We start from the raw sequence: 19,584 nt of genomic DNA on the forward strand, positions 1-19,584 counted from the left end.
TACCCCAACCCTGCACCGATCACCCAGGGAACAAACACCCTCGATGCGGCCACCGAGGATGCGCGAGCCGACCCTTCTCTCGTCGGCGACGCCGGGGGCGTCAGCCCGCGGTCATGCCGCCGTCGATGACGTAGACCGACCCGGTGATCCAGGCGGCTTCGTCGCTGGCGAGGAACAGGGCGAGGTTGGCGATGTCGTCGACGGTGCCGAGGCGGCCGATCGGGTACTTGGCGGTCGCGTTGGCCAGTCCCTCCTCGACGGAGGTGTAGTCGCCACCGGAGCCGCCCTTCTGCTCGTAGGTGGCGGTCACCAGCGGGGTCGGCGCGGTGCCGGGCGCGATGGCGTTGAAGCGGATGCCGTGCTGGCCCATCTCCACCGCCGACTGCTTGGTCATGCCGATGACGCCGGCCTTGGCTGCGGCGTAGGGGAAGATGCCCTTGACGCCGATGATCCCGCCGATGCTGGCCTGGTTGATGATCGACCCGCCGCCGTTGTCGACCATCTGCTTGGCGATCGCGCGCTGGGAGTACCAGACGCCGGTCAGCATGACGGCGATGACCTTGTCCCACATCTCCGGGGTGCAGTCCACGACGTTGCCGGTCCCGGCGATGCCGGCGTTGGCGTACAGCACGTCGACGGGCCCGTAGGCCTCGGCCGCGGCTGCGGCCATCGCGTCGCAGGCCTCCAGCGACGTGACGTCGGTCGGCACGGCCATGGCGGTGCCACCGGCGTCGAGGATCTTCTGGGTCTCGGCCTCGATGCCGTCGGCGTTGAGGTCGACGAGGACGACCTTGGCGCCCTCCTCGGCGAACCGTCGAGCGGATGCGGCGCCGATGCCCGATCCGGCGCCGGTCACCACGGCCACCTTGCCTGCGAGTCGTTGTGTCATGGGTCCTTGCCCTCCTGATCGGGCGGCCGGAATCGCTCCCCGAACCGCGCACTTACCAAACATTCGGTTGAACCTACCACCGTGTCGGGTCTAGGTTCATCAATACCCCGCAAAGAGGGTCACGCAGCCGCGCCTTCACGAGGAGCCGAACCAATGACGAGCGTCGCCACCCCACCCGCGATGGAGGACTTCGAACGCTTCGCCGCCGATGATCCGACCGTCGACCGCCACGACCTGTTCCGCCGCTGCCGCCACGACGCGCCGTTGTTCTTCAGCCCGCGGTTGGACGCCTGGGTGCTGTCGCGCTACGACGACGTCAAGGGCGTCCTGGCCGACGAGGAGCGCTGGGCCACCCTGCGAGAGGGTCCGGGCGCGCCGGTGTACGGCCCCTCGATCCTGCAGTGGCAGGGACGGGAGCACCAGAAGAAGGGCGGCATCGTCGCCCGTCGGCTGCGCAGCCCCAAGGCCGTGGAGTCCTTCGATGCCTTCGTCGCCGACACCGCCCGGCGGGTGGCTGACGAGGTTGCCAACGCCGACGGGCCGGTTGACCTCAAGAGCGAGTACGCCATGTGGATCCCGCTGCTGGCCATCGGCGAGCTGCTGGGCATCGAGGACGCCCACCGGTTCCGTGAGTGGTACGACGACATCGCCGCCGGTGGGGTGTCCTCGATCGGCCATCCCGAGAAGCGCGCGCGGGCCTTCGAGGCGGTCGCGGACCTCAAGACCTTCCTCGACCCGATCATCGCCGAACGGCGCAAGGACCCCGGCGAGGACCTGCTGTCGGACCTGTGCAGCGCCACCTACGACGGCGAGCCGCTGCCGGTCGAGCAGATCCTGGCCTTCACCGCCTTCCTGCTGACCGCCGGCGTGGAGACGACCGAGCGGGCGCTGTCCAGCCTGTTCGTGTACCTGTTCAGCGACCCCGAACGGTGGCAGGCCCTCCGCGACGACCCGTCGCTGGTCGGCTCGGTCATCGCCGAGACCCTGCGGGTGTTCCCGCCGGTGCACGGCCTGACGCGCCGGGCAACCCAGGACGTGGAGGTGCACGGCACCCAGATCGCCGAGGGGTCACGGATGGTCGTCCTGCTGGCGTCGGCCAACCGGGACGAGGAGGTGTTCGCCGAACCGGACATCTTCGACTTCACCCGGTTCGCCGAAGCGCCGGAGCGGCAGTTCACCAACGCCGGGACGATCCTGCCGTTCGGTGCCGGCCGGCATCACTGCACCGGATCGCAGCTGGCCCGTACCGAGCTGCTGCACGGCGTCGGCGCCCTGGTCGATCGGGTCGCCGGCGCGACGTTCGTGGGCGGCGAGCCGCCCGTCCCGGAGGGGTTCCTGCTGGTCTCCCCCTCCCGCGTCGACGTGACCCTGCAGCGCGCGTGACCGCACTCTCGACCCCCTCTCCCGACACCCCCGGAGCCATCGACATGACCACTGACCTGGAGACCCGCATCCGCAGGCTGGAGGACCGGCAGGCGCTGTCGGACCTCGTCGCCACGTACGGACGGGTCGTCGACGACCGTGACCTGGATGCCCTCCGCGGGCTGTTCACCGAGGACGCCGTGTTCGAGTCCACCGTCGGGCCGGTGACCGGCCGCGACGAGGTCGTCGACCACTACATCGAGCGGATGCGGATGTTCGACGCCAGCTTCCACATCCCGCACAGCCAGACCGTGGAGTTCACCTCCGACGACACCGCCAGCGGCATCGTCACCGCCCACGCCGAGCTCGGCATGCCCGACGGATCGTTCTGGGTGGCCCTGCGCTACCACGACCGCTATCGCCGGACCGATGACGGGTGGCGCTTCCACGAACGGCGGGTCCGTCAGCTGTACGCCATGCCGCTGGCCGAGCTGGCCGACGGGCTGTCGGAGGGGATGCGCAAGCGCTGGCCCAACACGCCGCGGGCCGAGGCCGAGCTGCCCGAGGCGCTGGACACGTGGGCCGCGTGGACCGCAGGATCCACGTCCTGAGAACCAACGACCCCGGGCCCGTGCCCGACCAGCAGACCGTCGTCCACACCTCACCTCGTGGGCGTGTGGTGGCGTGCGACTCGGCCTACCACGTGGCCGCGGCGAACCGGGACCGCGACGTCGTCTGCAACGCCTCCTACTCCGGGGTGCTGCCCGCCCGGTTCATCGCCTCGCACCGCCCGCGCGGGGCGATAGGGATGGACTGCGGCATCGGCATGGACGGCGCCGGCATCGCAGGCCTGTGGTACCTGGAGGCGCTGGACATCCCCGGGGCGGCGGTCGACGTGATGACCGTCGAGCTCGGCAACGGCGTGGACCTGTTCGACCGGGCGGTCATCTCGCGGCTGAACGAACCGGCCCGGCGGTGCGGGGTCCGCGAGGGCATGCCCGCGCGTGAGGCGGCGCTGCTGATGCTCGAGCACGACCCGGGCAGCGTCGACGCGCCGTCGGCCATCACCAACCGGACGGTGGTGCACACCGCAGCCGATGGCCGGCAGGTCGTGTGCACGGACTCGATCGCCTTCGGGGAGGAGGAGGACCGGGGACGCAACGTCCTGTGCACCGCCGGTCACACCGGCCGTTCGGCGGTGCCCTACCTTCGCGACGTCGCGCCGCACGGGTTCATCTGCTCGGACGGCGGCTGGGGTCGCGACGGCTCCGGCACGGCGGGCCTGGCGATCGTCGAGGCCGACGGCCTGGCCGGTGCCACCGTGGACGCCCGCACCGCCCGCATGGGCGACGGCCTGTCCACCTGGGCCGACGGCACGATCAGCGCCGCCAACAGCCTGGCCGTCGCCCGCGGGGTCGCCGTGGGCATGTCGGCCCGCGAGGCGGCGGTGCGGCTGCTCGAGGGCTGAGCAGCGTCGGGGCTGTCCCGGCGCCGGTCGGGCGGTCAGGCGGGTTGGCGGGTGCGGTCGGCGGTGTCGGGGGTGACGCCGTCTGTGCGGAGCTCGCGCTTGCGGATCTTGCCCGACGGGGTCATCGGCAGGGCGTCGACGACGCGGACGTAGCGGGGGATGGCGAAGTCGGGCACGCGGTCGGCTGCCCACGCCCACACGGTGTCGGCGTCGATGGTGGCGCCGGGGCTCGCCACGACGACGGCCATGACCTCGTCCTCCCCCGCCTCGTGATCGGCGGGGACGGCGATGACGGCGCACTCGGCGATGTCGGGGTGGGCCAGCAGGGGTGACTCGACCTCGTAGGAGGAGATGTTCTCGCCCCGCCGGCGCAGCGCGTCCTTCAGCCGGTCCACGAAGTAGAACCAGCCGTCGTCGTCGCGCCGCAGCCCGTCTCCGGTGTGGAACCACAGGTTGCGGAAGGCCTCGACGGTCTTCTCCGGCATGGCGTAGTAACCCAGCGTCGTGATCCACGGTGCCCTGGGCCGGACGACCAGCTCGCCCACCTCACCGACCGGGACCTCCTCGTCGGTCTCGGGGTCGACCAGCCGGATGTCGAACCACTCGGCGTTGGCCAGCCCAGCCGCTCCCGCCGGCCGGTCCACGCCGTAGGGCGTCATGATCGGCATGGAGGTCTCGGTCAGCCCGAAGACCTCCACGAACGCCTCGACGCCGAACCGGTCCCTGAACGCGTCGACGTAGCTGGCGGTCGGGGCGGCGAAGATGCAGCGAAGGTCGTTGTCGGCGTCGTCCTCCCTCGCCGGCTGCTTCCACACGAAGTCCATCATCACGCCGACGAAGTTGGTGACGGTCGCGCGGGCGTCGCGGATCCGGTCGGTCCAGCGGGTGGCGGAGAAGCGGGTGTGCAGCACGAACCGGGCCCCGGCGATCAGCGCTGGGTAGGCCGCGAGGAACTGGGCGTTGCCGTGGAACAGCGGCCCCATCACGAGGTAGGTGTCCTCGTCGGTCAGGCGGGTCAGGCTGACGCACTCGTCGGCGAAGAAGTACATGTGGGCGTTGGCCATCACGACCCCCTTGGAGGGGCCGGTGGTGCCGCTCGTGAAGAGGATGCCGACGGGGTCGCTGGCGGCGGGGTCGGGCAGGTCGGTGCGGGCCTCGTCGGCGGCCAGGGCGGCCCATGGCTCGGCGTCCCAGCCGGCAGCGCGGAGCGTCTCGCACGCCGTCGCGGCTTCCTCCGGGTCGCCGAGCACGGCGAAGCGACGGATGCTGCTGGCGGCCTCGGGGATGGCGACGAACCGGGCGGCGAACCCGGCGTCGATGACCGCGACGGTTGGCCCGGCGACCCGCACCTGGTGGGCCAGGAAATCCCCCAGGTAGGAGGTGTTGATCGGCACCTCGACCATGCCGGCCATCGCCGCGCCGAACCACGACAGGACGTAGGCGGCGGAGTTGCCGGCCATGATGAGCACCCGGTCGCCCACCTCGGCGACGTCGAGCAGACCGGTGGCGATGCGGGCCGCGCGGTCGTGGACCTCGGCGTAGGTCAGCGCCACCCCTTCCTCCGGGCAGTCGAGGTAGATGCGGTCGCCGTGCGTCTCGGCGCGGGCACGCAGGACGCGCGGCAGCGTCCACTCCCCCCGGTCGGTGAACGTGGGGACCATCTCGTCGTAGACCGCGGTCACGAGCTGGAGCCCTTCGGCTCACGGCCGGGCCACTGGGGTCGGCGCTTCTGCATGAAGGCGCTGGCACCCTCGACCATGTCGTCGCTGCCGATGGCCTGCACGAGCATGCCGAGGCCCTGGAGCATGTTGTCGCGGGAGGCGTTCCACCACAGGTTGCTGCTTACCTTGGCGATCTCCAGGTAGCGGGGGCTGTTGGCCAGCAGGTCGTCGGCCCAGCGGGTGACGGCGTCCTCCAGCTCGTCGTGGGGGACGACCTCGTTGACCCAACCCCACTCCGCGGCGGTGGCCGCGTCGTAGCGACGGCAGAGGAAGCTGACCTCCTTGGCGCGCTTCTCACCGATCTGGGCGGCCAGCAGGTTGGTGCCACCGAGCACCGGGGCGCTGCCGACCTTGGGGCCGGTCTGCCCGAAGGTGGCCCGGTCCGAGGCGATCGCCAGGTCGCAGGCGACGACGAGCTCGTTGCCGCCGCCGGCCGCCGCACCGTTGACGGCGGCGATGACCGGGAGAGGCGAGTTGCGGATCTCGTCGGTGAACCGCAGCGAGTTGTAGAACATCCCCCGCAGCTCGGCGGGGTCGGGGTCCTGCAGGTTGGCGAGGAAGCCGCCGGCGCAGAACGCCTTGTCCGTGCCGGTGATGACGATCACGCCGGCATCGGCTGCGTCACGGATGGCGTGGATCAGCTCGTCGGCCATCGCCTGGTCGTAGGCGTTCATCCGGTCGGCCCGGTTCAGCCTGATCCAGGCCACCTCGCCCCGCCGCTCGCTGACCACGTCCGTCATCTGCTGTCCTGTCTGTGTGTCGTTCGACTCGAGCCTCGGCTCTAGCATACGATTAGTGATCATAAATAGGGTGCCGTGTCGGCGCCAAGCTGCGACGGGCCCATCATGGGTCGAGGAGCCACGTTGATGGAGTTCGAGCTACCGGAGCGGTACGCCGCGATCCGTGAGGAGGCACGCGGTGTCGCCGCCGGCATCGCGGATGTCGCGGTCGAGGCCGACGGGCTGAGCGACCGGATCCACCCCGACGTCCTCGCCGCGCTGCGATCCAGCAACCTGACCGAGCTGATGGTGCCGAAGGTCCACGGCGGCCGGTTCGACGACGTCGACCCGCTGGCGGTGTGCGTGGCCCGCGAGGGGCTGATGGGGACCTCGTCCCACCTCGACTCGTTGTTCGCCCTGCAGGGCATCGGCAGCTACGCCATCACCCGTGGCGGGTCCGCCGAGCAGCAGGCGCGGTGGCTGCCGGCCGTCGGCCGGGCCGAGGTCCTGGCGGCGCTGGCGCTGACCGAGCCGGTGGCCGGGTCGGACCTCAAGTCGATGACGACGACGCTGACCGAGACCGCCGACGGACTGGTCGTCAACGGCGAGAAGGCCTTCATCTCCAACGCGGGGCACGCCAGCTTCTACACCGTGCTCGCGAAGGAGGGCGAGGGGTTCTCCGTCGTGCTCGTGCCGGCTGACGCCGAGGGGATCACCTTCGGGCCGACCCCGCCGATCATCGCCCCCCATGTGCTGGGCTCGGTGACGCTGGACCACGTGGTGGTGGATCCGGCCAACCGGCTGGGCGAGCCCGGCCGTGGGTTCGACCTCGTGCTGTCGACCCTGGCGGTGTTCCGCGTGTCGGTGGCCGGCGCATCGATCGGCCTGGCCGAGGCGGCGCTGCGCGAGGCGACCCGGCACGCCAACGAACGGGTGCAGTTCGGCCGTCCGCTGGCACGGCTGGGTGCCGTGGCGGCGTTGCTGGCCGACTCGTGGACCGACCTCGAGCAGGCCCGGTTGCTGACCTATCGGTCGGCGGCCCGGGCCCGGCAGGACCCGTTGTCGGCGCTGCCCCACTCCTCCATGGCCAAGCTGGCCGCATCGGAGGCGGTCGGTCGGATCGTCGACCGGTGTGTGCAGGTGATGGGCCGCTGGGGGCTGGTGGCCGACTCGGTGGTCGAGCGGGCCTACCGGACGGCGCGGCCCATGCGGGTCTACGAAGGGGCGTCGGAGGTGCTGCGGCTGGGCATCGCCAAGGCGCTCGGCGACGAGTACCTGGACGAGGTGGAGGCCTGATGGACCTGCAGCTGGACGGACAGGTCGCCATCGTCACGGGGGCCAGCAGGGGGTTGGGGCGCGCGGCAGCGCTGGCCCTCGCCGAGGAGGGGGTGCACGTCGTCGCGGCAGCCCGGTCCGGGGATGCGCTGGCCGAGCTCGTCGACCACTACCCCGACAGGATGAAAGCGGTCACCTGCGACATGGAGGAGTCCGACGCCGTCGCCGGACTGGTCGACGAGGCGCTGGAAGCCTTCGGGCGGCTGGACGTCGTGGTCAACAACGCCGGCATCGCCCCGGCGGGCGCGTTCGAGGACCAGGACCCGCGGGAGTGGGAGCGGGTCTTCCGCATCAACGTGACCGCACCCGCGGTGCTGTCCCGGGCGGCGGGGCTGGTGATGCTCGAGCAGGGGCACGGCCGGATCATCAACGTGGCGTCGACGTCGGGGCTGAAGGGCAAGCCGTACCTGGTGTCGTACTCCGCGACGAAGGGCGCGATGCTGCGGATGACCGAGGCGCTGGCGGCGGAGTGGGCCGGCCGGGGCGTGCAGGTCGTCGCGATCGCCCCGGGCGCGTTCGACACCGACGCCCAGGCCGCGGTCACGGAAGACCCCGAGATGCTGCGCCGCAGGCTGCGCAAGATCCCGGCGGGCCGGATGGGCCGGGTCGAGGAGTTCGGCCCCCTGGTCTGCTACCTCGCCTCTCCCCTGGCGACGTTCGTGACCGGCGCCACCTTCGTCATCGACGGCGGCGAGGCCCACAAGCTCTGACCTGCTCCTGATGGAGTGGGTGTGGTCGCACCTTGCAGCGACAACCGACGGTCAGTCGTCGAATGTTTGGTTGTCGGCGGGTTCGCCAACGGGTTGGCGGGGTGCCGCCTTCGGCTGCCACGCGGTGAGGCTCGACAGAACCTGGTCGTAGAACGCGTTGATGGCGTCTTCGACGGATTCGATGAAGGAGCTGGCTCTGCCCTTCCCGACCCCGCGACCCGCACCCATGTCGCTGCGAACGGTCAGCGTGAAGGTGGCCGGGTCGCGTTTCTGGTCGTCGATCAGGAGATGGGAATCCTCCGCAGCAGCCGCCAACGTGGCGGTGGGCCCGTTCTTGGCCCGGTGCGCTCGCGACTCGATGTGAAGGTCAGCAGGCGCCGTTTCTCGCAGCTGTCGGGTCAACCATCCGACCCGACCCCGAGCCCCCTTGTCCTCCGGGGCCCTCGTGGTTGCTGTGCAGGCAATCTGGCGAGCCCGGAGGTCGACACAGATTTCGAGATCACCGGCGGTGTTCGGGATGCGCAGGACCGCATCAAGGGTCCCCCCTTCCACGAGTCGGCGGACGAGGTCGTCTGCGCGGACTCTGGGGTCCTTGGCATGTGCGCGCGAAAGCTGTTGAGTGACGTCGAGTCCAGTCTGTGCACCCATCATCAGAGCGATGTAGCGAATAAGCTGATCCCACCGCTGGACGATGTCCATCACGCCGGCGTCGTTCTTCGTGAGGGTGCCGTCCTTGGCGGCGTTGCGAACGGCGACCCAGCTCCCACCCATGTCGTTGAACGACAGGGCTCCTGACGCAGAGTGCTGCAGGTACCTGATGAGCTCCTCGAGCAGCCACCGCTGTTCGACGTCGTCCACACCGATGTGCTCGTGCAGCCGAACCGCCGTGGTGACGAGTTGCGTCCACGAGATGTGGTGGAGTTGCACTGTCGAGTTGGCCCGTGGAACCGCCGCTGACGTGGGGTGGTGACCGGGTGCGGCCGCGATTTCGTTGGAGACCGTCACGACGCAGTTGAACCTGTTGGCTCGAGCGACCTTGATGTAGCCCAAGAGTTGTTCCGCTTCGAGCGTTGCCGATCCAGTTTTCACCTCGACCAGAGCTGTCCAAGTGGTCTTCCCGTAGCTGATCCGAATGAGGCCGTCTGGCCGGACTTTCTTCCCGTCGAGGTCAAAGATCACCTCGGTGAAGCACTCCACGGTCGCCCGGCCCGCCTTCGACGCCCCCAACGGTCCGAAGAGCTCCGAAGAAAGGGGGCGCACGATGGACAGAACCGCCAGGAGGGCGGACGTGGCCCGCTCCTCGGCCTCTTTCTCACTGCCGATGCCCTTGACCGGAATCAGCCGCGCCCGCCTCCACTTCTCCGTCATTGCCAGGCTCCCTCATTCGAGTATGGCAGTGCAGGTTGCCATATGGCACCGGACCCGTGGAGCACCCCCCACAAATGCCTCTGGGCGCTCAGTGCTGGAGAGCCTCGATCTTGTGGTGTCGGCCGAACCCGTAGCCCATGCATCACCCTCTGGGCTACGGCTGGCCGATGCGCGGATTCGGCTGCTGCTCGGAGGCCCATGGCACCTGCAGCACCACAAGGCTGCGGCGTGCGCCGAGGGGAGGGAGCGCCGGGGCCACCTGATTGGAGACCTCCGACACACATCCCGGACTGGCGACCACCTCGACCGTCTGGCGGACCGGACTCACGTCGACGACATGCACGTCCTCGATGTCCCTTGCGCCGCAGGTGGGTTCCAGCGGGACGAACAGCGCCATGTGCCCCTTGTCGATGGTCGGTGGGACACCGGGCATCTGGAACTGTCGCCATACCGCCGCCAGACCCTCACCATCGGCAGCGACGATGATGGCGGCATGACTCGTGTCCCGGGTCGTGGCGTCGAACGCGACCGTGACCCCGTCCAGTGACCACGGTCCAGCAGCATCGCCCGGCGACCCGGACCCACCCCCGCCGGTCACGGCGAGCGCCACTGCCACGACGACCACCAGCACCCCAGCCATCAGCCAGTACCGACCCATCGACAACCCCCTGCGCACCCAAGCGGGCCATCGGCCCACGCCCCCCACCAGTGTGCCGCAGTGATCTTGGTGCGGGTCGGCAGACGGCGGCTACGCGTCGGTTGCCCCTCAGCGTGGGCTGTCGCTCGTCATCGACGGCGGCGAGGTCAAGGAACTGAGACCGACTCCTGAGGGGTGGGGTTGGGTCGTACCTCCTGGCGACAACCGAGGCTCGACGTGCGGATGGCCGCCCCGGTCGGGGCGGCCATCACTGGTTGGGCTGGGATCAGGGGTTGACGGGGCCGGCGTTGGGGCCGCCGTTGGCGGAGCCCCACAGGAACGTGCCACCGGCGGTCTCGCGGACCGTCAGGTTGCCGTCGTCCTGCATCTCCACCACGCCGCCGGGGCCGTTGCCCGGCGAGGGGAACCCACCGGTGGTGCCGGTGGACCAAGGTCCGCCACCGGAGGCGTCCTCCAGGACCAGGTTGCCGTCGGTGCGGAACTCCAGGAGCCGCACGCCGCTGCCGCCCGTGCCCGAGTCGTAGCGCACCGCGCCGTTGGTGGTGTCGATCACGACCAGCGCACCCGAGGCGCGTACCTCGGCGGCGAACAGGCCGTTGGGGGAGGTCAGCCGACCGGTGATGCCGAGCTGCTCACCGGGCAGCAGCTGGCTGCGGACCGCCACCGGTCCTGCTGTGGCCGTTAGCCCGCCGTTCAGCGTCGCGATCGGCTGTCCCTGGATGGAACGGACGACGAGCGAGCCGTTGTCGGTGATCTCCAGCGACGCGCTGGTGCTGGACGTGCCGCTGGCCGGCCCGCCCTGGCCGACCGCCTGCTCGAGCACGAAGTTGCCGTCCGGCCGCATCGTGGCGCTGGTGAACCCCGCGCCGCCAGCCAGCACGGTCTCGGTGCCGCCGCTGATCAGCACTAGCTCGCCGGAACGTCGCAGCACCACGCTGTGGGCCCCGTTGGGCGACACGAGCTTCTCACCGGGTTCGATGGTGTCACCGGGCCCGAGACCCGAGCCGATGGAGGTCTCACGCTCGGAGAGCGTGAGGCACACGCTGTCGAACACGAACTCGAAGACGTACTCGCTGACGAACTCCGGCAAGCTGAACGTGAGGGCGATGAAGCGAGAGCCGACGGGCACGGCACCGCCGACCGCACGTTCCTCCATGGCGATCACCCCCCGGCTGCTGTTGGTGGATGGGAAGGCACCCGTTGTGCTGCGCCCCAACTCCGCGTCCGCTGGCGACCGGAAGGAGGCGGATGCCACAATGGATACAGGGGCACCGAAATCCAGGGAGCCGCCTGTTGCTGCGAGCCGGAAGTTGATGGTGTCGGCATCGATGGCCGCGTCCAGCGACGGGGGGACCGCCAGGACCTGGGTCATGGAAGTGCTGTTTCCACCAAAGCTGAACAGGTACTGGCCCCGCTGCAGGGGCCCGTTGTTCTCGTACCGTGCGTCGTAGGTCCGAGCGTCTCCCGCCCCGGATGGCTGCCCAGTCTGTGGGTCCGGCACTGCGTCGACGCGCCATCCGTCGATCGTCCCGATCTCGGCGTCAGCGTTGACCGCGTGATTGTTGAGGCAGGTGCCTGGGCCGGTGGTGGGGGACAGGTTTCCGGTGGTGACCTGCGGGCCGGAGCCGCCTCCGGGCGGCGTGCCGATTGGCGTGGGTGTGGCCGCCCCGATGGTGGTGGCGACCTGGGTGCAGATGGAGGTGACCTGCGAGCAGGTCAGCGTCGGGGGCGTGGTGCCCTGGGCGTAGGTCACACCGGTGTCGTCAGGACGGGTGTTGTCGAGCCATGCCTGGGTGTCGGCATCGGGCCCGTTGGCACCGACCAGGACGATGGGGGCCCGGGACTGGCCGGAGCGGAGCGCTGCGGCGAACCCGCTGGCCCAGCCGAACTCCGCGAAGCCGTCGACCACGATGACCCCCGACGCGCTGCCGGCACCGCTGTACCCACGTGCGACAGCGAACTCCACCGCCGTCTGGGTACGCGACGCCCCTGCGATGCGGATGGTGTCATCGCTGCCGGGCCGCAGCGCATCGAGCTCGGCGAAGACTGCATCGGAGACCGCTGCGGGGCCGCCGGCGACGTAGACGAGGCTGGGGGCGAGGTCCACCAGGTACTGACGAGTCACGTCGGGCAGGGTGTCGGTGTTGGTCAGCACGATCGGGGCACCGAGCCCCGCAGCGAAGCCGCCGGCGGCGATGGAGTCAGCGAACCCTGCCGTCGGGTTGTCCGCCGGCCCGCCAGCGCGGGCGATGACGACGATCCGAGCCTGTGGGAAGAACCGCTCGGCAATCGCGACAGCGGTTTCGTTGCGTCCGGCACCGGACAGCCGCTCCACCGTGACCCCGGCAGCGCGGAGCTGGTCTACGGAGGACTCGGGCACCGCTGCGGTGCCACCCAGCACGAACGCGTTGGGCGCGCCGATGCGGGCGATCTCGTCCATGACGGACTGGGGGATCGCGGCGTTGCTCGGGACCAGCAACAGCGGGGCGTTGGCCGTGTCGATCTGGAACCCGTTCTCCGTCGCGCTGGCCTGACCGGCTGCGGAGGCCAAGGAGTCGGCGAACACGTCGTTGCGGCCGATGAGGACCGGCACTCCAGCGCCGTCGGCGACCGTGATCGAGGACAGCTCGATCGAGACCGCCGTGGCCTCGTCGGGGTTGGTCGGGCTCGTCAGCTGCAACGAATCGCCGTCATCGGGGCCCTGTGCGTCGGCTGGGCCGACGGGCACCGCAAGGAGGAGCGCCGCGAGGAGCAGGAGCACTGCACCCATCGTCGTCGTCCTGTGGGCATGTGACTGCATGGGGGGTGCTCATTTCGTTCATGGCGGAACGAAGCATGGCTGCCCCACTTCCGACCCGCTGCTCTCAGTAATGTCAAGAGTACGCAAAGTAATATATGTAGCGAAAGGCCGAACTCGCCGACGTCTCCTTCACGTAACCCTCAGCGGACGGGCTGCGCCACCTCCGTGGACGGCCCCCCGACCGCGTCTCTCCGGGGTGCGGCGAGGAACACGTAGGCGAACAGCACGGCCATGGCGATCACGCCGGCCCACATCGACCGGGACCATGCCTCGACGAACGCCAGCTCGGCACTCTCGAGCAGGAGGGTCGCCCGGGCGCCGGCCTGGGCCGCAGCGCCGTGGGCCGCACCGAGCCCCTCGCTGGCGACCGTGGCCAGGTCGTCCGGGAACCCGACCAGCAGGGGGCCGATCGCGTCCCGGTAGCCGGCGGAGAGCACCGCCCCCAGCAGCGCGACGCCGAGCGCGCTGCCGAGCTCGCGGGTGGTGTCGTTGAGGGCCGAGGCGACGCCCTGCCGGTCGGCCGGGAGGGACGCGGTGATCGCCTCCGTCGAGGGGGTCATCGTCAGGCCCATGCCCGCCCCGATCACCAGCATGCCGGGGAGGACGGAGAGGTAGCCGCCGTCGACGGAGACCAGCATCGCCATGGTTGCCAGCCCACCGCCGGCGATGCCGATGCCGGCCAGGCTGGTGGTGCGGTTCCCGACCGCGGTGGCCAGCTTCGGCGCCAGGCCCGAGGACGCCATCATGAGCAGGCCCATCGGCAGCAACGCTGCGGTCGAGCGCAGCGCCGACCAGCCGAGCACCCCCTGGAAGTAGGGGAACAGGACGATGAAGACGCCGCCGAGCACGCCGAACAGCACGATCAGGGCAACCGAGCCGGTCGCAAGGCGCCGGTCACCGAAGACGCGGACGTCCAGCAGCGGCGCCGGGCTGCGTCGTTCGGTGACGACGAACCCGAGGGTGGCGAGCAGGCCACCGAGGAGGGCCAGCAGCGTCACGGGGTCGCTCCAGCCGTGGACGGGCCCCTCGTGGATGGCGAAGACCAGGCCGCTGACGGCCACCATGGACAGCAACGACCCCTGGAGGTCGAACGGCTGGTCGGTCTGCTCGCGGGAGTTGGGGACCGCCCGGACGGTGGCCACGGCGGCGACGACCGCCAGGGCGATCGGCAGGACGAACAGCCAGCGCCAGTCGACCAGGTCGACCATCAGGGCCGCCACGAACATCCCGATGAGCCCGCCACCACCGGCGACCCCTGCCCAGACGCCGATGGCCTGTGCTCGCTCCTCCTCGGGGAAGGTCGAGGTGATGACCGACAGGGTCACCGGCATGATCATGGCCGCGCTGACGCCGGCGACGACCCGGACGATGATCATGAACGTCGAGGAGGGGGCGAGCGCGGCCGCGGCGGTGGCCACGACGAACACCGCCAGGCCGGCGAGCAGGACGGGCTTGCGGCCCCAGCGGTCGCCGATGGCGCCGACGGGCATCAGCATCGCGGCCAGCGCCAGGGCGTAGGCGTTGATGATCCACAGCACGGTGCTCTGGGAGGCACCGAAGTCCAGCGCAAGCTCCTGCTGGGCGACGTTGAGGCCCGTCACCGAGGCAATCACGGCCATCAGCGCAGCGCAGGAGGCGAACAGGATCTGGCGTTTGCGTCGGTCGTCGTGAACGAGCGTGTCGGTGTCGCGGGTCGATGGGGTGGATGTCATCGGAACCTCCGGGTCGTGGTCTGCCTGGAGAGAACGCTAGGTCGAGTTGCTCGATCGGCACCCTTACTTGCTGATCTGTCAAACCCCTCTAGGATGGCAGCGGATGACCAAGGATCTCGACGCCCCGCTGGACGAACGCGTCCGCAACCGGATACGACAGCTGCGGACCGAACGGAGCCTGACGCTGCAGCAGGTCGCCGCGGCCGCACACCTGGACGTCTCGACCCTCAGCCGGCTGGAGTCGGGCAAGCGTCGGCTCGCCATCGACCACCTCCCCGGGTTGGCGGGTGCGCTGGGAGTGACGGTCGACGAGCTGCTGGGGCCGACGGTCCGCCCCGATCCTCGTGTCCAGCGGGACCCGATCGTCGGGGCCGGCATGACGATGTGGCCGCTGACCCACTACGGGACGGCGACGGGCCTGCAGGCGTTCAGGTGTGTGATCGAGGCCGAGCGCAGCACTCCGCCCGATCCGTTGCCGGTGCACGAGGGCCGGGACTGGATCTACGTCCTGAGTGGCCGCCTGTGGCTGCTCCTCGGCGAGGACGACCTGACGATCGTCCCCGGCGAGGCGGTGGAGTTCAGCACCCTCACCCCGCACTGGTTCGGCACCCACGCCGGCATGGTCGAGATCATCGGGATCTTCGGCTCGCACGGCGAACGGGTCCACCTCGACCACTGAGACAAGCGGTGCCTCCGGGGGCGCCTGACCTGACCCCGTGTCCCACCGTTCGCATCAGTCCTTCGCGGCCTGCTGCTCCTGGATGAGGAAGAGGAGGCCGTCCAGCTCCTTCTCGATCCCGGCGGACAGCGGCAGCTCGGCGCTGGCCAGCAGGGACTCCTTGATGGCGCGGAGGGCGCTGGGCGACTGCTCGGCGAGCGCGCCGGCGAGCGTGCTGACACGGTCATGCAGGTCGGCGGCCGGGACCGCGGCGTTGACCAGGCCGAGCTGTTCGGCGGCAGGCCCGTCGAGGACCTTGCCGAGGTACAGCAGCTCGGCGGCCTTCGCGGCGCCGATCAGGCGGGGGAGCCGTTGGGTGCCGCCGCCGCCGGGCATCAGGCCGTGGCGGACCTCGGTCAGCCCGACCTTGGCGTCGGTGGCCATGACCCGCATGTCGCAGGCCAGCGCCATCTCGAACCCGCCTCCCAGCGCGTAGCCGTTGATGGCGGCGACGGTGGGGCGGGGCAGGCGGGCGAGCTGCTCGATGTCGCGGGCGCTGCGGAGGCGTTCGCGCCGCGCGACCGGGGTCTCGGGCTGGCCCGCTTCCTTCAGGTCCATACCGGCGCAGAAGTGCCGGTCGCCCTTGCCGGTCAGCACGACGACGCGGACGGCGTCGTCGATGCCGGCGGCGGTGTAGACCTCGGCGAGCTCGCGGCGCATGGCCTGGTTGCGCGAGTTGGCGGCCTCTGGCCGGGCGAGGGTGATGGTCAGCACGCCGCGGTCGTCGAGGTCGACCTCGATGGCCTCGCGGCTGCGCTCCGGCTGGAGGCCGCTCACGGGGCGATCCGCTCGATGATGGTGGCGTTGGCCTGGCCGCCGGCCTCGCACATGACCTGCAGGCCGTAGCGGCCCTCTCGCCGTTCGAGTTCGTGGAGGAGGGTCGTCATCAGGCGGGTGCCCGAGCAGCCGAGCGGGTGGCCGAGCGCGATGGCGCCACCGTTGACGTTGACCCGCTCGTCGGCGACACCCATCTCCTTCATCCAGGCCAGGGGGACCGACGCGAAGGCCTCGTTGACCTCGAACAGGTCGATGTCGTCCAGCGTGAGGCCAGCCCGGTCGAGGGCCTTCTGGGTGGCCGGGATGATGGCGGTGAGCATCATCGTCGGGTCGTCACCGACGACGGCGAAGTCGACGAACCGGGCGCGGGGACGCAGGCCGAGCTGCTCCGCGACGTCGGTGGCAGCGACCATGACCGCCGAGGCGCCGTCGCTGATCTGGGAGGAGTTGCCGGCGGTGACGATCCAGGGGAGGTCGGGGTGGTCGCGGCGGGCGTCGTCGGTGCCGAAGACGGCGGCGAGGCCCGCAAGCTTCTCCATCGTGGTGCCGGGCCGGATGCCCTCGTCGCGGGTGACCGTGCCGCTGGGCGTGTCCACGGGGAGGATCTCCTCGGCGAACCAGCCCTGCTCGGTGGCGTGCTGGGCCCGCTGGTGGGAGGCGAGGGAGAGGGCGTCGCACTCCTCACGGGTGATCGACCACTTGGCGGCGACCCGTTCGGCGGCGATGCCCTGGTTGACCAGGCCGTCGGGGTAGCGGGCGCGGACGCCGTCACCGAGGTGGTCGGCACCGGCGGTGTTGGACTGCATGCGGACGCGGCTGAGCATCTCCACCCCGCCGGCGACGACAAGGTCCATGGAGCCGGCCATGATGGCCTGGGCGGCGAAGTGGGCGGCCTGCTGGGAGGAGCCGCACTTGCGGTCGACGGTGGTGGCGGGGACGTGCTCGGGGTAGCCGGCGGCGAGGACGGCCTGGCGGGTGATGTTGCCGCCCTGCTGGCCGATCTGGGTGACGTTGCCGCCGATGACGTCGTCGATGCGGCCGGCGTCGATGCCAGTGCGGTCGACGAGGGACCGCAGGACCGTGGCGAACAGGTCGACGGGGTGGATGTCGGACAGGGCGCCGCCGGGCTTGCCCTTCCCCGTAGGGGTCCGGATCGCGTCGACGATCACGGCCTCTCGCAGCGTGCGCATGTCCTACCTTCCGGTCGAGTCCCGGACCAGCCGGCGTCCGCTAAGTAGGATAACAGTTGTACCAACATGCGGGGGAAGTGGAGGACAGCGTGCGACGAGTCATCACCGGTGTGGACGCCGACGGCCGGTCGGTCCTGGAGGTGGACGAGCCGACCCCAACCGTGGCGTTCGGCCCGGGCTTCGCCGTCACCGACCTGTGGAGGGTCGCGGAGCCTCCGTCGTCACCGATGGACGGCGAGACCCCGACGTCGTACTCCTTCGAGCCGACCCGGGGCGGCGCGGTGTTCCGGGTCGTGACGATCCCGCCGGACGAGGTCGTCGAGGCGTCCATCGCCGCCGGCGAGAAGTGGGGCCGCAACAGCCCCTACCGCCGGACCGGCGAGGACTACGGCCTGCACGCCACCACCACCCAGGACTACGTGACCGTCATCTCCGGGCGTGTCGACCTGCGCATGCCCGACGGCGAACAGGTCCGTCTGGGACCGGGCGACGTTGTCGTTCAGCGCGGCGCCGAACACGCGTGGCGCAACCCGGGACCGGACCAGTTGGTGCTGCACGTGGTCATGCTCGGTTCAGGCAGCGGCGCGCCGGGATCGTAGGCTGCCGACCGCGCGGTCCAGGCCCAGCACGGCCAGCGCGCTGACGGCCCACTGTGGGAAGGCGAGGCCCAGGGCGAGGGCGAACAGGCCGACGGACCTCGTCGGCCTGGCTTGGGTCCGGCGGGCGGGCAGGCCGGTGCTGCCGGGTGCCCGACGCTTGCGGAACATCATCAGTGCGGTCACGACCGACCAGATGGCGAAGATGCACAGCGCCGTCATGAGGATGCGGGAGGCGATGCCGAGCTGGGTGCCCATGTGGGTGCTGACCAGCGTGTCCAGCCCCCGCGACACCGTGCCGTAGCCGTACACGTCCTGCCCGCCGAGGGTCTCGCCGGTGAACTGGTCGAGGTACAGGTCGCGGGCCTCCCCGGTCTTCCGCGGCCACGAGTTGGACACCGTCACGCTGCCGTGCACGATCTCCCCGCCCGCGCCCTCGCTGTTGGAAGCCAGGAAGGCCGTCCAGCCGGGCAGCATGCCCTCCTCCTCGGCGATCGCAGCGATGCTGTCCAGGCCGATGGGCGCAGGGGCGTCCTCGCCTGCGGCCACTCCCCCGCTGGCAGGCAGGTGCTGGTCGTGGGTGTTCCAGTTGGTCTGGTTGCCCAGGCGGTCCAGGTCCCCGCGTGTGCCTGCGCCGCTGGGCGGGGCGTCGGTCCAGACGTTCGGTGAGATCGCGTTGGCGATGGAGGTGACGTGGGGCCCCCAGTAGGTGCTCCAGGCGAGCCCGGAGACGAGGGTGATCAGCAGCATGACGGTCATGGCGACGCCGCTGATGCCGTGCAGGTCACGCCAGCGAGCCCGCCCTTCTTCGCGACCTCCAGCCCGAAGAACCGACGCCACCCGGCCTCTTCGCGGGTGCGGCGGGGCCAGCGCAGGTACAGGCCGGAGGCGATCAGCACGAACGTCCAGACACCGAGCAGCTCGAGGACGAGGTCGCCGACGACGTAGTCGCGCATGACCTCACCCCCGTCCCACAGCGCCGACACCGTGGGAAGGCTGACGGTGACCACGTCGTTGTTGAGGTGGCCGTGCAGGCGGTTGGCCAACCTGACGATGTCGCCGTCGGGGTCGGTGTCGCCGAGGACCTCGGCGGTGTAGGGGTCGACGAAGACGTGCCGCGGGGTGCCTGCGTCGTCGGCATCGAACCTGGTGCTGTGGCGGTCGTCAACCGGGACGGTGACCGCGGTGACGGCGATGTCGGGGTGGGCCGTCCGTACCGCGTCCAGCTGCGCCTCGAGGCCGACGGGGGTGTCCCCCACCTCGGCAACGGTGCGCAGGTCCCCCTGCAACGCGTCCTGGATCGGCTGGGTGTAGAGGATGACCAGCCCGGTCGTCGCCATCAGCAGGATGAACGGGATCGCGAACAACCCGGCGTAGATGTGCACGCGCCAGAGCCACATCCAGCGCGACCTGGAGGCCGCTGCCAGGTCGGCGGACGTACGAACGGTCGTGGATCCGGCGGACCCCGCGGTGAACTCGGCTGTGGACACGGCTGCTGATCTCCTGCTGTCGGCTTGTCCCCTGGAGGAGGCCATGGCCGGTCGACCAGCCCCCGATCACG

At 70.5% G+C, this 19,584-nt stretch carries 18 protein-coding genes; 7 read left to right on the forward strand and 11 right to left on the reverse strand.

The genetic code is table 11. The features are described from left to right. Nucleotides 1-100: 100 nt before the first annotated feature. On the reverse strand, nucleotides 101-889 hold the full coding sequence (locus DVS28_RS20580; protein WP_114593138.1) for an SDR family NAD(P)-dependent oxidoreductase: 789 nt from the start codon (nucleotides 887-889) through the stop codon (nucleotides 101-103). A gap of 153 nt (nucleotides 890-1,042) precedes the next feature. Here DVS28_RS20580 and DVS28_RS20585 point away from each other — a divergent pair, with 153 nt between their 5' ends. The 3 genes from DVS28_RS20585 to DVS28_RS20595 are packed head-to-tail and all read left to right on the forward strand — an operon-like array spanning nucleotide 1,043 to nucleotide 3,719. Beyond that, a complete protein-coding gene (locus DVS28_RS20585) occupies nucleotides 1,043-2,272 on the forward strand; it encodes a cytochrome P450 (protein WP_114593139.1) in 1,230 nt (409 codons plus the stop codon). After that, on the forward strand, nucleotides 2,269-2,862 hold the full coding sequence (locus DVS28_RS20590) for a nuclear transport factor 2 family protein (protein WP_114593140.1): 594 nt from the start codon (nucleotides 2,269-2,271) through the stop codon (nucleotides 2,860-2,862). Before DVS28_RS20585 ends, DVS28_RS20590 begins: the two co-directional genes overlap by 4 nt. Next, a complete protein-coding gene (locus DVS28_RS20595) occupies nucleotides 2,838-3,719 on the forward strand; it encodes a hypothetical protein (protein WP_216826186.1) in 882 nt (293 codons plus the stop codon). Before DVS28_RS20590 ends, DVS28_RS20595 begins: the two co-directional genes overlap by 25 nt. A gap of 35 nt (nucleotides 3,720-3,754) precedes the next feature. On the opposite strand, the gene DVS28_RS20600 is transcribed toward DVS28_RS20595, so the two are convergent. Both DVS28_RS20600 and DVS28_RS20605 read right to left on the reverse strand, forming a co-directional pair. After that, nucleotides 3,755-5,380, reverse strand: a complete 1,626-nt coding sequence (locus tag DVS28_RS20600; RefSeq protein WP_114594312.1) for an AMP-binding protein — start codon at nucleotides 5,378-5,380, stop codon at nucleotides 3,755-3,757. A 17-nt stretch (nucleotides 5,381-5,397) separates the two neighbouring features. Further along, nucleotides 5,398-6,180 carry an enoyl-CoA hydratase/isomerase family protein gene (locus DVS28_RS20605; protein ID WP_114593141.1) on the reverse strand — a complete coding sequence of 261 codons (783 nt, stop codon included), beginning with the start codon at nucleotides 6,178-6,180 and terminating at the stop codon, nucleotides 5,398-5,400. Between the two features lie 105 nt (nucleotides 6,181-6,285). Here DVS28_RS20605 and DVS28_RS20610 point away from each other — a divergent pair, with 105 nt between their 5' ends. Then, nucleotides 6,286-7,455, forward strand: coding sequence for an acyl-CoA dehydrogenase family protein (locus DVS28_RS20610; RefSeq protein WP_216826188.1), 1,170 nt, complete (start codon nucleotides 6,286-6,288; stop codon nucleotides 7,453-7,455). Then, nucleotides 7,455-8,204: an SDR family NAD(P)-dependent oxidoreductase gene (locus DVS28_RS20615; RefSeq protein ID WP_114593143.1), complete on the forward strand. Its 750-nt coding sequence runs from the start codon at nucleotides 7,455-7,457 to the stop codon at nucleotides 8,202-8,204. The genes DVS28_RS20610 and DVS28_RS20615 overlap by 1 nt, the downstream gene beginning before the upstream one ends. Before the next feature lie 51 nt (nucleotides 8,205-8,255). Here the strand turns inward: DVS28_RS20615 and DVS28_RS20620 are convergent, their stop codons facing one another. The 4 genes from DVS28_RS20620 to DVS28_RS20635 form a co-directional block, all read right to left on the reverse strand. Next, nucleotides 8,256-9,572: a hypothetical protein gene (locus DVS28_RS20620; protein WP_114593144.1), complete on the reverse strand. Its 1,317-nt coding sequence runs from the start codon at nucleotides 9,570-9,572 to the stop codon at nucleotides 8,256-8,258. A 154-nt stretch (nucleotides 9,573-9,726) separates the two neighbouring features. After that, on the reverse strand, nucleotides 9,727-10,230 hold the full coding sequence (locus DVS28_RS20625; RefSeq protein WP_114593145.1) for a hypothetical protein: 504 nt from the start codon (nucleotides 10,228-10,230) through the stop codon (nucleotides 9,727-9,729). A 265-nt stretch (nucleotides 10,231-10,495) separates the two neighbouring features. Then, entirely contained in the window at nucleotides 10,496-13,000 is a 2,505-nt protein-coding gene (locus tag DVS28_RS20630) for a cell wall-binding repeat-containing protein (RefSeq protein ID WP_164710831.1), read from the reverse strand. A gap of 170 nt (nucleotides 13,001-13,170) precedes the next feature. After that, entirely contained in the window at nucleotides 13,171-14,742 is a 1,572-nt protein-coding gene (locus DVS28_RS20635) for an MFS transporter (protein ID WP_114593147.1), read from the reverse strand. A 103-nt stretch (nucleotides 14,743-14,845) separates the two neighbouring features. Between DVS28_RS20635 and DVS28_RS20640 the strand changes: the two genes are divergently transcribed. Then, entirely contained in the window at nucleotides 14,846-15,421 is a 576-nt protein-coding gene (locus DVS28_RS20640; RefSeq protein ID WP_114593148.1) for a helix-turn-helix domain-containing protein, read from the forward strand. Nucleotides 15,422-15,475: 54 nt separating this feature from the next. Here DVS28_RS20640 and DVS28_RS20645 read toward each other — a convergent pair whose 3' ends face one another. Next, entirely contained in the window at nucleotides 15,476-16,237 is a 762-nt protein-coding gene (locus tag DVS28_RS20645; protein WP_164710832.1) for an enoyl-CoA hydratase/isomerase family protein, read from the reverse strand. Continuing rightward, on the reverse strand, nucleotides 16,234-17,418 hold the full coding sequence (locus DVS28_RS20650; protein WP_114594313.1) for an acetyl-CoA C-acyltransferase: 1,185 nt from the start codon (nucleotides 17,416-17,418) through the stop codon (nucleotides 16,234-16,236). The genes DVS28_RS20645 and DVS28_RS20650 overlap by 4 nt, the downstream gene beginning before the upstream one ends. Nucleotides 17,419-17,516: 98 nt before the next feature. Between DVS28_RS20650 and DVS28_RS20655 the strand changes: the two genes are divergently transcribed. Next, entirely contained in the window at nucleotides 17,517-18,026 is a 510-nt protein-coding gene (locus tag DVS28_RS20655; protein WP_164710833.1) for a cupin domain-containing protein, read from the forward strand. On the opposite strand, the gene DVS28_RS20660 is transcribed toward DVS28_RS20655, so the two are convergent. Further along, nucleotides 18,000-18,782, reverse strand: coding sequence for a PepSY domain-containing protein (locus tag DVS28_RS20660; protein ID WP_425461035.1), 783 nt, complete (start codon nucleotides 18,780-18,782; stop codon nucleotides 18,000-18,002). The genes DVS28_RS20655 and DVS28_RS20660 overlap by 27 nt on opposite strands. Continuing rightward, entirely contained in the window at nucleotides 18,779-19,513 is a 735-nt protein-coding gene (locus DVS28_RS20665) for a PepSY-associated TM helix domain-containing protein (protein ID WP_164710835.1), read from the reverse strand. The genes DVS28_RS20660 and DVS28_RS20665 overlap by 4 nt, the downstream gene beginning before the upstream one ends. Between the last annotated feature and the right edge of the window lie 71 nt (nucleotides 19,514-19,584).

The organism is Euzebya pacifica (genome assembly GCF_003344865.1).
Lineage (GTDB): Bacteria > Actinomycetota > Nitriliruptoria > Euzebyales > Euzebyaceae > Euzebya > Euzebya pacifica.